Origin of the sequence: Streptomyces sp. NPDC005496 (genome assembly GCF_042872045.1) — a bacterium.
Lineage (GTDB): Bacteria > Actinomycetota > Actinomycetes > Streptomycetales > Streptomycetaceae > Streptomyces.
The window spans coordinates 150,864-162,538 of record NZ_JBIAJQ010000010.1; the positions used below are offsets into that span (position 1 = coordinate 150,864).

An 11,675-nucleotide genomic window follows, 5' to 3' on the forward strand; every position below is an offset into this window, starting at 1 on the left:
CAGTGCAGCACTTCATCGGAGGTACGCGTGATCACATCTCGTCCCAGAATCGTGAGCCTGAGCGAGGTCGAGCCCAACCGCCGGCGAGGCGGTGACCTGCGCGCCATGCTCACTCCAACCGCGGTGGGCGCCACCAGTGGGTTCATGGGCGTGGCCCTGATCGAACCCGGCGACCGGATCGGTGAGCACTACCACCCCTACTCCGAGGAGTTCGTGTACGTGGTGTGCGGTCGGCTCGAGGTGGACCTGGACGGTGAGCCGCACCCGCTGCGGGCCGAGCAGGGCCTGCTGATCCCTGTCAACGTGCGCCATCGCTTCCGCAACGTCGGTGACGAAGAGGCCAGGATGGTCTTCCACCTCGGCCCGCTGGCGCCGAGCCCGCCGCTGGGCCACGTGGACACCGAGGAAACCGATGCCCAGTCTGCTGCGGCGGGGGCGGAGGCAGCCAAGCGACGTCAGGTCACCTCATGAGCAGGCGAGTGGCAGTTACCGGCATAGGCATCGTCGCCCCCGGCGGCATCGGCATACCAGCGTTCTGGGACCTACTGACGGCCGGTCGCACAGCAACCCGGGCCATCACGTTCTTCGACCCGGCCGGCCTGCGTTCACAGATAGCCGCCGAGTGCGACTTCGATCCCGCAGCGCACGGCCTGGACATACAGGACGTGGAACGCAACGACCGCTACATCCAGTTCGCTCTGGCCGCGGGCGACGAAGCGGTCCGCGACGCCGGCCTGGACCTGTCCGCCGAGAACCCCTGGCGCGTCGGTGTGTCGCTGGGCACCGCGGTGGGCGGCACCACCCGACTGGAGAAGGACTACGTCCTGGTCAGCCACGGCGGAAAGCGCTGGGACGTGGACGCCCAGCAGGCGGGCCCGGACCTGCACCGCGCGTTCTCACCCAGCACACTCGCCTCGGCGGTGGCGCAGCGGTTCGGGGCGCAGGGCCCGGTGCAGAGCGTCTCCACGGGCTGCACCTCCGGGCTCGACGCGGTCGGCTACGCCTTCCACGCCGTGGAGGAGGGCCGGATGGACGTGTGCATCGCCGGCGCCTCGGACTCGCCGATCTCCCCGATCACCATGGCGTGCTTCGACGCGATCAAAGCCACCTCGGCGAACAACGACGACCCCGCCCACGCCTCGCGTCCCTTCGACGCCGATCGTGACGGGTTCGTCATGGGCGAGGGCGGCGCCGTGCTCGTCCTGGAAGAACTCGAGCACGCCAGGGCCCGCGGTGCCCGCGTGTACTGCGAGCTCAGCGGGTACGCCACTTTCGGCAACGCCTACCACATGACCGGTCTGACCAGCGAAGGCCTGGAGATGGCCCGGGCCATCACGGATGCTCTTGACGGCGCGCGACTCGATCCCACCGACATCCATTACGTCAACGCGCACGGGTCGGGCACCAAGCAGAACGACCGCCATGAGACCGCTGCGGTGAAACGGGTCCTGGGCCCGCACGCCTACGACACCCCGATGAGTTCCATCAAGTCGATGGTGGGCCACTCCCTGGGCGCCATCGGAGCGATCGAGCTCGTCGCCTGTGTGCTGGCCCTCACCCATCAGGTGATGCCGCCGACCGCGAACTACGAGACACCCGACCCCGAATGCGACCTGGACTACGTCCCCCGGGTGGCACGCGAGCGCAAGCTCTCCGCCGTGCTCTCGGTGGGCAGCGGATTCGGCGGCTTCCAGTCCGCGGTGATCATGAACCGGCCGAAAGGGAAGACGCCATGAGCCAATCCCGTCCACGGCGCCCGGTCGTCACGGGAATCGGTGTGATCGCGCCCAACGGAGCCAGTACCAGCACGTTCTGGAAGTCCACCAGTGAGGGCATCAGCGTCCTTGAGCGGATCACCCGCGAGGGCTGTGAGGATCTGCCCCTGCGGGTGGCGGGCCAAGTGCGCGACTTCGACCCGAGCACAACAGTCGAGGAGCGTTTCCTGGTCCAGACCGACCGGTTCACGCACTACGCGCTGGCCGCGGCCGACCTCGCGCTGGACGACGCACAGCTGCACCGCTCGCAGACCGACGCCGCACCGTACTCGGTGGGTGTGGTCACCGCGGCCGGCTCCGGCGGCGGCGAGTTCGGACAACGCGAACTCCAGCAACTGTGGGGCAAAGGCAGCCGCTTCGTCGGCCCCTACCAGTCCATCGCCTGGTTCTACGCCGCCAGCACCGGCCAGATCTCCATCCGGCGCGGATTCAAGGGTCCCTGCTCGGTCGTCGCCGCGGACGAAGCCGGTGGGCTGGACGCCCTGGCCCACGCGGCGCGGGCCGTGCGACGCGGCACCGACGTGATCGTGGCGGGAGCGACCGAAGCCCCCATCGCGCCGTACTCGATGGTCTGCCAACTCGGCTACCAGGAACTGAGTACCGAAGAGGACCCCACCCGCGCCTACCGCCCATTCACGTCCGCGGCCTGCGGCTTCGTGCCCGCCGAGGGCGGCGCCATGCTGGTGGTGGAGACGCCGGACACGGCCCGAGCCCGGGGCGCACGCGTACGCGCCCACCTGGCCGGGCACGCAGCCACCTTCACGAAAGCCTCGCACTGGGAGGACTCCAGGGAAGGGCTCGCCCAGGCCATCCGGGGCGCTCTGGCGGAGGCCGACTGCGTCCCCGAGGAGATCGACGTGGTCTTCGCGGACGCCCTGGGCGTCCGCGAGGCGGACCGCGCGGAGGCCCTGGCGCTCGCCGACGTCCTGGGATCCCACAGCACACAGGTGCCCGTCACCGCGCCGAAAACCGGCACCGGCCGCAGCTACTGTGCGGCGCCGCTGATGGACACCGCGGCGGCGGTGCTCTCGATGGAGCACAGCCTGATCCCGCCCACTCCCAACGTCTTCGACGTCTGCCACGACCTCGACCTGGTGACCGGCCAGGCCCGGACCGCCGATGTACGCACGGCGCTGATCCTGAGCCGGGGACTCATGGGGTCGAACGCGGCGCTGGTGCTGCGGCACGGCGCCAACGACGCCTCGTAGGGAGGCGCCATACAGCACAGGAAAGGAAATCGTCATGACCGACCGCATCACGGTGGAAGAACTGGCCCAGCTCATGAAGAAGTGCGCCGGCGCCACCGTCGCCCCGGAGGAACTCAGCCGCGACGGAGCGCTCTTCGAGGACATGGGCGTCGACTCGCTCGGCCTGCTGGGCATCGTGGGCGAGCTGGAGAACCGGTACGGCGCATCGATGCCCACCGACGCCGAACGCTCCAAGACGCCCCGCGAGTTCCTCGACCTCGTCAACAGCGGCCTCAAGGCAGGAGCGTGAGATGTCCGGACACACACAGAACGAGATCACCATCGCGGCTCCTTTGGACCTGGTCTGGGACGTGACCAACGACCTGGAGAACTGGCCGCAGTTGTTCAGCGAGTACGCCTCGGTCGAGATCCTCTCCCGCGAGGGCCGCAAGACGACGTTCCGGCTGACGATGCAGCCGGACGAGAACGGCACCGTGTGGAGCTGGGTCTCCGAGCGCGAGCCGGACCGCGACACCCTCAGCGTCCGGGCCCGCCGCGTCGAGACCGGCCCCTTCGCTCACATGGACATCCACTGGCGGTATGAGCAGGTGCCGGGCGGAACCCGGATGGTGTGGACGCAGGACTTCGCGATGAAAGCGGAGGCTCCGGTCGACGACGCGTGGATGACCGACAACATCAACCGCAACTCCAAGATCCAGCTGGACCTGATCCGCGACCGCATCGAGAAGATGGCCGCCGAGCACGGTGCGGCCGCCGGTCTGACCGACTGAGCCAAACGGAGAGACACCCCCATGCACCAAGCTCTGATCGTCGCCCGGATGGCCCCCGGTTCGGCACCCGACATCGCCAAGGTGTTCGCCGAGTCCGACCGCGGAGAACTGCCACAGCTCATCGGTGTGCGCCGACGCAGCCTCTTCCAGTTCGGCGATGTGTACATGCACCTGATCGAGTCCGAGCGCGACCCCGCTCCCGCCATCGCCAAAGTCAGCGGACATCCCGAATTCCGGGACGTCAGCGAACGGCTGGCCGCGTACGTCAGCGCGTACGACCCCGAGACCTGGCGTTCCCCCAAGGACGCCATGGCGCAGCGCTTCTACCTCTGGGAACGGGAGCCGGCCCGCTGACCGTCGCCCTCCCCCACCGGCCGTCGGGTCCGCAGCATCGCGGACCCGGCGGCCGGTACCCGGCTGCGTTCCCAGGCCACCGGACCCGGCGGGGCGTGGCCGGATCAGCCGGGGACGTGGCAGTCGAACGCGTGCAGGTAGGGGTTGACGGGGCTGATGTCGTCGATGACCAGCCCTGCTTCGGTCAGCCGGTCCACCATGCTCTGGGTCGTGTGCTTGGCTCCACCCACATTGAGGAGCAGCAGCAGGTCCATGGCGGTGCTGAAGCGCATCGAGGGAGAGTCGTCGACGAGGTTCTCGATGACCACGACGCGCGCCCCGGCGCCGCCGGACTCGCAGACGTTGCGCAGCGTACGTGCGGTGCTCTCGTCGTCCCACTCCAGAATGTTCTTGATGACGTAGACGTCGGCCTTGACCGGGACGCCCTCGCGGACGTCGCCGGGTACCACACGCGCCCGCTCCGCCAGGTCGCCGCCCGCGCGCAGTCTGGGCACCGCGTTCTCCACCACCCGGGGCAGATCGAGCAAGGTCCCGTGCAGCGTGGGGTACTTCTCCAGCAGGCTCACCACCACGTGCCCCTGACCGCCGCCGACGTCGGCGACCGACGTGCTTCCCGTCAGGTCGAGGAACTGCGCCACCTCGCGTGCCGACTGCACGCTGGAGGTCGTCATGGCCCGATTGAAGACGTCGGCCGACTCCGGGGCGTCTTCGTTGAGATAGGGGAAGAACTCCTTGCCGTACAGGTCCTCCACGACGTTGTGGCCGGTGCGCACCGCCTCATCCAGCTTCGGCCACACGTCCCACGTCCACGGCTCGGTGCACCACAGCGTGATGGCGCGAAGGCTGCCTGGGGCGTCCTCGCGCAGCAACCGGGAGACGTCCGTGTGCGCGAACGTCCCGTCCGGGTGTTCGGCAAAGACGCCGTAGCAGGACAGCGCCCGCAGGAGCCGCCGCAAGGGGCCGGCTTCGGTCTTGACCGCGGCTGCGATGTCCTCCACGGCCGCAGGGGTGTCACCGAGGGCGTCGGCGACGCCCAGCCGGGCAGCTGCGCGCAGGGCGGCGGCACATGCCGCCCCGAAGGCAAGTTCCCGCAGTCTCATGGACGGCGCGGGGGCAGACTGAGCGGTCGTCATGTGCCGCTTTCCTTCCTTCTTGGGTCGTGTGCACCGCCACCGGCAGGTGGCTGCAGGTGAGACTGGCGGGTTCCTGAGGGGACAGGCGCGATCAGCACAAGCCGGCGGGCCGGGACGTGCCGCAGGAGTTTTCCTGGAAGGTGTTGCCCGTGCCGGGGTCGGTGTTGACGAGGTCTGCCGGGGAGTTTCTCCGCAGCAGGTTGTCGCTGATGCGATTCCGTTCACTGGTCGCGCCCACGAAACTCTTGAACAGCACGATGCCGCCCGACAGCGGGGACGTGCCGACGTTGTCCTCGATCACGTTGTGGACAAGGAGGTTGTCGTCGGTACCGGTTAGGACGATGCCCGATCCTTGAAGCGCGTCAAGGCGTGCGGTCTTGGGACAGGACTTGTTGTTGCGCACGATGCGGTTGTCTTGCACGGTGACGCGGCCAGCCTTCGGCTTGTTCTCGTCGCCGACCACGAACAGGCCCACGCAGTTGCCGGCGAGGTGATTGTCCGCAACGGTCAGATTGCGCAGGCGGCGGATGGTGACGCCGATCCGGTTGTCCGTCAGCTGGTTGTGCTCCACCAGCGTGCCCCCGGTATCGGTGGCGCCCTGCTCCTCCTTCACCGTATTGGCGAGGAAGAGGCCTGCGTCGCCGTTCTTGCGGGCGGTGTTGTCCCGAAACACCCCGTGTGCCGAGTGTTCCGTGGCGATGCCCCACACCCCGTTGTTCACCGCCGTGACCCTCTGTACGGTCAGCCCGTCGGCGTCGGTCGCGTAGACGCCGTTCTTCTTGAAGCCGGCCACCGTCAGGGAGGCGATGGTGACCCCGTCGACATCGTGGTTCTTCGTTCCTGTGACGCAGATGCCGTTGCCGGCGGCGGCGCAGCTGCCGGCGGACCTGGTGGAGGGGGCCGTGCCCGTCTCCGGTTCAAGGACCGTACCGCGGCCCATACCGCGCAGAGTGAGTCCGGGGGTGGTCACGTCGACGCTTCCGTGGTGGGTACCGTGCGCCAGCAGGACGGTGTCGCCGGGCCGAGCGGCGTCCACTGCCTTTTGGATGGACTCCCCCGGCTTCACCAGCTGGATCCTGTGACCGGCGGCCGAGGGTGCGGCGCCGAGGCCCGTCCCGAGCAGCGCCGCAGTACATGCCAGATACGCAATGTGACATTTCTTCATATCGTGCACGATATGCCCCGAAAGACCGCAAATCCCGTGAGGTAGACCATTCGCGGCGTGGCTACCGTTGTGCCGCCTGAAGCGCCCCGGCGCTCACCTACGGCCGGGATGCCACAGCAAACTGTCTGAGGCTCGTCGGCGCCAACGAAACGGCGCCACCCCAAGCACGCACCCCGCGCCACACGCAGGCGAGTGCCGGTCACACATGTGCGCCAGCCGAGGCAACACCGCATACATCGCGAACCGCATTGCCCGACCGAGCCTGTGACGCTGCGCCCAGTCAGTACGCCCTGATCCAGGGACCGAGCTTCCAGCACACCATGACGGATAGGGGTGATCATGGCGACCAGCCACCGGCTACTGTCGCGTGGTGCCGGATCCGGGCCTCGCGGGTGTGGCACCAGGAAGCCAGCGCCCGGTACGGAATGAAGGTCCTGTCCCACCGTGCGCGTACCGAAGGGCTCTCTGGTGTCGCGATGTTCTGACTGAGCAGTCTCTGGGGTGTCCTCATCGGCGATAACCCTCGGATCTTCTATCCGATCTGGTGGGACCCCGACCACAAGGTCTGCCCGAGCGCTGATCGGTAAGCGCACAGCGGCCCCAGGCGGATTCGCGGGCACCTGGGGGCCGTCTGCCGCATCGGCCTCCATCGGGGTTGCCGGCCTGCCCGGTTCTCAGCCTCCGACCTTCACGGTGCGGTGGAGCAGGTCGTCGATGCGATGGCGAGGGCGTCGGGGACGCTCTGGCGGGAGGCGACCTCGCGGACCGTGGCGTTGTAATGCAAGTTCTTGTCGCCGCCGTTGTTGATCGTGGACTTGGATTGGACGCGGGCGGTCGTAGCGGCGGCGCTGGCGCGAATGGTGGCGGCCATGCGGACTGCGGCCTGCGCTGCTTTGCGGAACGGTCTTGGTGACGCCTCGCACGAACCCGAGACCGGTGAAGCGACCTGTTGATGTCCTTGAGCTGCGCCGGGGTGGCGTCGCCGAGAGCCTGCGCGCAAGCCGCGCCCCCGTCCGGCCTTGCGGTGATGATCTGCTGCAAGAGCGCTCTGGACAGGCCGTGCTGATTGAGGATCTGCAGGCGACACTGCGGACTTCTCGATGCCGGATGCCGTTATCGACAGTCCAATCTTGGTACCGGTCGGCGCCGGGAAGTCCAAACCCCTCCCGAAGCGGGGAGGATCAAAGGTAGGATGAGTAGGATGAGCGATCCTACCGGGAAGTACTCAATCACCATGCCCCGCGACATCGCCGAGGCTGCCAGGGCCCGCAGCGGCCCTTCGGGGCTGTCTGCCTATGTCGCCGCCGCCGTCGCGCGCCAGATCGAGCGGGATAATCTCAACGACCTCATCCAGGTCGCCGAGGCCGAGCACGGGCCCATTACCGACGAGGAGATCCAGGCTCTGCGCGACCAGCTCCACCAGGCCCGGCAGCAGCAAACGCAAGACGGGGCGAGCGCCGCGTGACCCGCTCGGCCGCCGCTGCCTCCGGCGGCACCCTCGTCCTCGGCAGCGAAGGGCTGGCGAAGGCCGTCCTTCGCGACCGCACCGTCACCGGCTGGCTCGCCCTCGCTCGTGCCGACGACCTGCGGGTGATCACTTCCGCGGCCACCCTCGTGGAAGTGGTCCACCCCCGAATCAACCGCCCGGCCCTGGAGTGGGCCCTCTCCCGCCTCATCATCGAACCGGTCACCGAACCCATCGCCCGCCACGCCGCCGCTCTCCTCGCCGACGCCAGCCTGCACGGCCACAAATACGCCATCGACGCCATGCTTGGCGCCACCGCCCTCGCAGCCCCCGGCCCGACGACGGTTCTCACCTCGGACCCCGAGGATCTAACCGCCCTGTGCGGTTCTCGTATCACTGTCATCAAGGTCTAGCATCGGCTCCGCGGTACCGATCCTCTTCGGCGCTCCGGCAAGCAGGCACGATTTCGTCTCGGCGCTACCCGCAAAGGGGCGATCACCCGCAACACCGCGAACATGGAGAGCGGCAAAGCGACGCTCAAGGCCCGGGAAGCGGAGATCGACGGCAACAACGTTGGGGTGGATGCGTTCGACCGCCGTCTGCCCGGCGGTCGCGACGTGCTCAGAACAGATGGCCGGAGTCAGTAGCGGCTTACCGTCACCACAGGTAGCCGTCGACGGGAACGGGCTGTGCCGGGCGGTCCGGGACGTCGATGAGTTCGAGCAGATCACGTTCGAGGTTGATGGCCAGAGCGGTGATGGGAACGTCTTGGACTCGATTGGCGAACGGTTCCTCGTTGGTGGCGCCGGCCCGTTCGATCAGCCGGAAGTACAGGGCGATCAGGAGCGTGGAGGGAATCACCAGCCACTCGTAGGCCTGCACGACGCTGATGGCCGCGAACGGGAAGACCACGACGTAACAGTGCACGAACGTGCGGCTGAGGTAGTCGTGCGGTCGGGGGATGGGAGTGGTGCTCATGCGCTCCGCGAGCGCCTGCTGGACGGACAGTCCGGCCAGCGCAGTCTCCAGTTGGAAGTTGTCCAGCCCGGTGAGAATCCCGGACGCGTAGCCGCCGAAGATGGCCTTGCTCTGCAGCCGGACCAGGACAGCGGGCCCGTTGTCAGCGGCCCCGACGAGGTCCGCCTCATCTGCGGGCAGGAGACGGGAGAGTTCCTCGGTGGCGTCTTGGCGGCGCAGCCTGCGGGCCAGGCAGTGCGCCCAGGCCGCCTGCCGCATGGCCAGGTCTCGTTGCCAGGCCTGGACGGAGTCCGGCGTGGCGGAACCTTGGGCCACCTTCGCGTCGGCGAGTGAGCGGGCGACGCGGATCAGGGTGCGCGAAAGGGCGGTGATCTGGGCCCAGATGGTGCTCGCTTCCCACCAGCGCTGATAGGCGGTGTTCGCGCGGAACGCCAGAAGAATGGCCAGAGCGGCACCGAGGACCGTGGCCACCAGGGAGGGCAGGGCGAGCCACGGGATGCCCGCCACGACGACCAGGAGGTACGCGGCTGTGGCGCAGATCGCGCCGAGCAGCAGGTCCAGCCATACGTAAGGCACAAGCCTGCGGAGGCTGAGAGATCCCTTCACGATCATCACGTCAGGCTATGCGTCAGTTAGGGAAAACCCGCTCATAACGGCACTACTTGGGATGTGGCGGGCCGTCTTCAGCAGACGGCGCAGCTCTCCTGCCGGGCTTCAGTCCAGAAGGGCGGTCGCCTCGACCTCGACGAGAACGTCTGGTTCGAAGAGGTGGTCGACACCGATGAGGGAGGCCGGGGGCATGGGAAGCGGCAGGCCGATCTCGTCGGCGACGGTCTCTACGCCGGCCATGAAGTCGCCGATCTTCTCCGGGCTCCACTGGGTCACGTAGAAGGTCAGACGCAGCACGTCTGCGAACGACGCGCCCGCACCGTGCAGGCCGATGGCGGTATTGCGCAGCGCCTGCGCGACCTGCCCGGTCAGATCACCGGGCGCCACCGCGGTTCCGTCCGCCTGACGTGCGATCTGGCCACTGACGTGGACGTGGGTTGTGCCGGTGCCGACGGCAACGTGATGGTAGGGGGTCGGCTGCAGCATGCCCTCAGGCGTGAAGTGCTGGACAGTCATGATGGTCTCTCCTCCGCATTAGGTATCTGTACGCTACCTAGTAGATGAAGGACACTTCAACGAGACCAGGTTTCGCCATGGATACCCCCGACGAACTGCGCATTGATGCCCCGCACCGAGACCTGCTCGACCAAATTCTCGACAAGTGGTCGCTCAGCGTCCTCAACGAACTCTGCGAGCGCCCGTGCCGTTTCAACGAGTTGCGCCGAGCCATCCCCCAGGTCACACAGAAATCGCTGACAGCGACGCTACGACGCCTCGAACGCAATGGCGTGATCGAACGCGAGGTCGTCTCCACCCGCCCGGTAGCGGTCCGCTACCGGATCACCCCGCTCGGCAAGACCCTGCGACACCCCATCGACGTGTTGCTGGCGTGGGCCTCGCAGAACATGCCCGCCATCGAGCGAGCACGCCAGAAATTCGACACACAGCAAGAAGAGGAGGCGGCAACTGCCGCCACGTAAGGGCAGTGAGAGTCGTTCCGGCAGGAGGCCGGCGCCATCCGCGGTGGCGGGATTTGAGTCACGCGGGCCACGACGGGGACCGGCTCAAGCTCCTGGCCGGCCGGGCGGCGGGCTTCGCAACGGGGCCGACGCGAGGGCACTCGCCGGCGCCGCTGAACAGGTTGCGCGCTTTCCGGCCGCCTGCATCCCCCGCGCGGGGCGGGGGTGAAGCAAGGGGGTGAGACGAGGGACGGCGGAGGAGGAAAATCGTGGACGGTACTGCACCGGATGGTGATCACCGATGACGAAGTGGGTGCCCCGGCACGACGGCGGGCGGCCCTCGGGGCGGGCCTGTTCTCACACCTGGACGGCCGAGCCGGCGCCGCTGAGTGAGACATGCACGGCGTGCACGGCGGGCGATCGTGCGCCGGCCGACCTGCTGCTCTGCCTGACCTGCGGCCATGTGGGCTGCAGCGACAGCTCCCCTGGCGCTCACGCCACGGCGCACTTCGACTCCAGCGGCCACTCGGTCGCGCGCGCCCTGGGTCGCGGCCAGGAGTGGGCCTGGTGCTACGAGGACGAGGTGTACCTGGATCCGGTGGCGGAACGGCCCGTGCCGCGTTCCGCCCCACGGCCACCGGAGTCCGTCTGGGACTACCCGCGTCCGCCCGCCGTACAGGAGGACGACCGCGTCGTGCGGGTCGAGTGCGCGGGCCAGGTGGTGGCGGAGACCCGCAAGTCCGTCCGGGTCCTGGAGACCAGTCATCCGCCGGTGTTCTACCTCCCTCCAGGGGACGTCCGTACGGAGTTGCTGGTCCCGGCGCTTTCGGGTCGGACCTGGTGCGAGTGGAAGGGCTCGGCCCGGTACTGGGACGTCGTCGTGGGCGACGACGTACGTGCCGGCGCCGCCTGGAGCTATCCCTCTCCCGAACCCGACTTCGCGGCCCTGACGGACCATGTCGCCTTCTACCCGAGCTGTATGGACCGCTGCACGGTCGCCGGTGAGGACGTCAGGGCGCAGGAGGGCGACTTCTACGGCGGGTGGATCACCTCGGAGGTGCGCGGGCCGTTCAAGGGCGGGCCGGGCACCCTGCTGTGGTGAAGCCCCTCGTGCCACCACCAGATCGAGTCCTCCCGTGAAGAGGCGGCGTCACAGCACTCCGATCCGCATTGCTCCCGGAGGTTCTAAGCCCCCCCCCGGGCCTGCTGTGGACCGCGCTCCTGAGCGAGCGAGCAAGACTCCCGATTCGCCCAGTTGA

The 11,675-nt window shown here is 68.2% G+C and carries 16 protein-coding genes; 11 read left to right on the forward strand and 5 right to left on the reverse strand.

The window, feature by feature from the left end; all coding sequences use genetic code 11:
* Positions 1-27: 27 nt before the first annotated feature.
* The 6 genes from ACFYQQ_RS28825 to ACFYQQ_RS28850 are packed head-to-tail and all read left to right on the forward strand — an operon-like array spanning position 28 to position 4,107.
* Positions 28-471, forward strand: coding sequence for a cupin domain-containing protein (locus ACFYQQ_RS28825; RefSeq protein ID WP_355783886.1), 444 nt, complete (start codon positions 28-30; stop codon positions 469-471).
* Positions 468-1,736, forward strand: a complete 1,269-nt coding sequence (locus ACFYQQ_RS28830; RefSeq protein WP_355783889.1) for a beta-ketoacyl-[acyl-carrier-protein] synthase family protein — start codon at positions 468-470, stop codon at positions 1,734-1,736. The genes ACFYQQ_RS28825 and ACFYQQ_RS28830 overlap by 4 nt, the downstream gene beginning before the upstream one ends.
* Positions 1,733-2,983: a ketosynthase chain-length factor gene (locus ACFYQQ_RS28835; protein ID WP_355783891.1), complete on the forward strand. Its 1,251-nt coding sequence runs from the start codon at positions 1,733-1,735 to the stop codon at positions 2,981-2,983. Before ACFYQQ_RS28830 ends, ACFYQQ_RS28835 begins: the two co-directional genes overlap by 4 nt.
* Before the next feature lie 34 nt (positions 2,984-3,017).
* A complete protein-coding gene (locus ACFYQQ_RS28840; protein WP_355783894.1) occupies positions 3,018-3,272 on the forward strand; it encodes an acyl carrier protein in 255 nt (84 codons plus the stop codon).
* Between the two features lies 1 nt (position 3,273).
* Entirely contained in the window at positions 3,274-3,753 is a 480-nt protein-coding gene (locus ACFYQQ_RS28845) for an SRPBCC family protein (protein ID WP_355783897.1), read from the forward strand.
* Between the two features lie 21 nt (positions 3,754-3,774).
* Positions 3,775-4,107, forward strand: coding sequence for a TcmI family type II polyketide cyclase (locus tag ACFYQQ_RS28850; protein ID WP_355783899.1), 333 nt, complete (start codon positions 3,775-3,777; stop codon positions 4,105-4,107).
* A 104-nt stretch (positions 4,108-4,211) separates the two neighbouring features.
* Here the strand turns inward: ACFYQQ_RS28850 and ACFYQQ_RS28855 are convergent, their stop codons facing one another.
* From ACFYQQ_RS28855 to ACFYQQ_RS28865, 3 genes are all read right to left on the reverse strand, one after another.
* Positions 4,212-5,240, reverse strand: a complete 1,029-nt coding sequence (locus ACFYQQ_RS28855; protein ID WP_355793937.1) for a methyltransferase — start codon at positions 5,238-5,240, stop codon at positions 4,212-4,214.
* Between the two features lie 91 nt (positions 5,241-5,331).
* Entirely contained in the window at positions 5,332-6,405 is a 1,074-nt protein-coding gene (locus tag ACFYQQ_RS28860; protein ID WP_355793938.1) for a right-handed parallel beta-helix repeat-containing protein, read from the reverse strand.
* Between the two features lie 688 nt (positions 6,406-7,093).
* Complete coding sequence (locus ACFYQQ_RS28865) at positions 7,094-7,276, reverse strand: hypothetical protein (RefSeq protein ID WP_356240176.1); 183 nt, start codon at positions 7,274-7,276, stop codon at positions 7,094-7,096.
* A gap of 330 nt (positions 7,277-7,606) precedes the next feature.
* Here ACFYQQ_RS28865 and ACFYQQ_RS28870 point away from each other — a divergent pair, with 330 nt between their 5' ends.
* The 3 genes from ACFYQQ_RS28870 to ACFYQQ_RS28880 all read left to right on the forward strand — a co-directional run bounded on the left by ACFYQQ_RS28870 (position 7,607) and on the right by ACFYQQ_RS28880 (position 8,517).
* Positions 7,607-7,870: a CopG family transcriptional regulator gene (locus tag ACFYQQ_RS28870; protein ID WP_355794384.1), complete on the forward strand. Its 264-nt coding sequence runs from the start codon at positions 7,607-7,609 to the stop codon at positions 7,868-7,870.
* Positions 7,867-8,283, forward strand: coding sequence for a PIN domain-containing protein (locus ACFYQQ_RS28875; protein ID WP_355794385.1), 417 nt, complete (start codon positions 7,867-7,869; stop codon positions 8,281-8,283). The genes ACFYQQ_RS28870 and ACFYQQ_RS28875 overlap by 4 nt, the downstream gene beginning before the upstream one ends.
* 102 nt (positions 8,284-8,385) lie before the next feature.
* Entirely contained in the window at positions 8,386-8,517 is a 132-nt protein-coding gene (locus ACFYQQ_RS28880; RefSeq protein ID WP_355794386.1) for a hypothetical protein, read from the forward strand.
* A gap of 10 nt (positions 8,518-8,527) precedes the next feature.
* On the opposite strand, the gene ACFYQQ_RS28885 is transcribed toward ACFYQQ_RS28880, so the two are convergent.
* Together ACFYQQ_RS28885 and ACFYQQ_RS28890 are read right to left on the reverse strand one after the other, a co-directional pair.
* Positions 8,528-9,424 carry a bestrophin family ion channel gene (locus ACFYQQ_RS28885; RefSeq protein ID WP_356240179.1) on the reverse strand — a complete coding sequence of 299 codons (897 nt, stop codon included), beginning with the start codon at positions 9,422-9,424 and terminating at the stop codon, positions 8,528-8,530.
* Positions 9,425-9,562: 138 nt separating this feature from the next.
* On the reverse strand, positions 9,563-9,973 hold the full coding sequence (locus ACFYQQ_RS28890; protein ID WP_355791616.1) for a RidA family protein: 411 nt from the start codon (positions 9,971-9,973) through the stop codon (positions 9,563-9,565).
* A gap of 77 nt (positions 9,974-10,050) precedes the next feature.
* Between ACFYQQ_RS28890 and ACFYQQ_RS28895 the strand changes: the two genes are divergently transcribed.
* On the forward strand, positions 10,051-10,437 hold the full coding sequence (locus ACFYQQ_RS28895; RefSeq protein ID WP_355791619.1) for a helix-turn-helix domain-containing protein: 387 nt from the start codon (positions 10,051-10,053) through the stop codon (positions 10,435-10,437).
* A gap of 280 nt (positions 10,438-10,717) precedes the next feature.
* A complete protein-coding gene (locus ACFYQQ_RS28900; RefSeq protein WP_355791620.1) occupies positions 10,718-11,518 on the forward strand; it encodes a DUF427 domain-containing protein in 801 nt (266 codons plus the stop codon).
* The last annotated feature ends 157 nt before the right edge of the window (positions 11,519-11,675 follow it).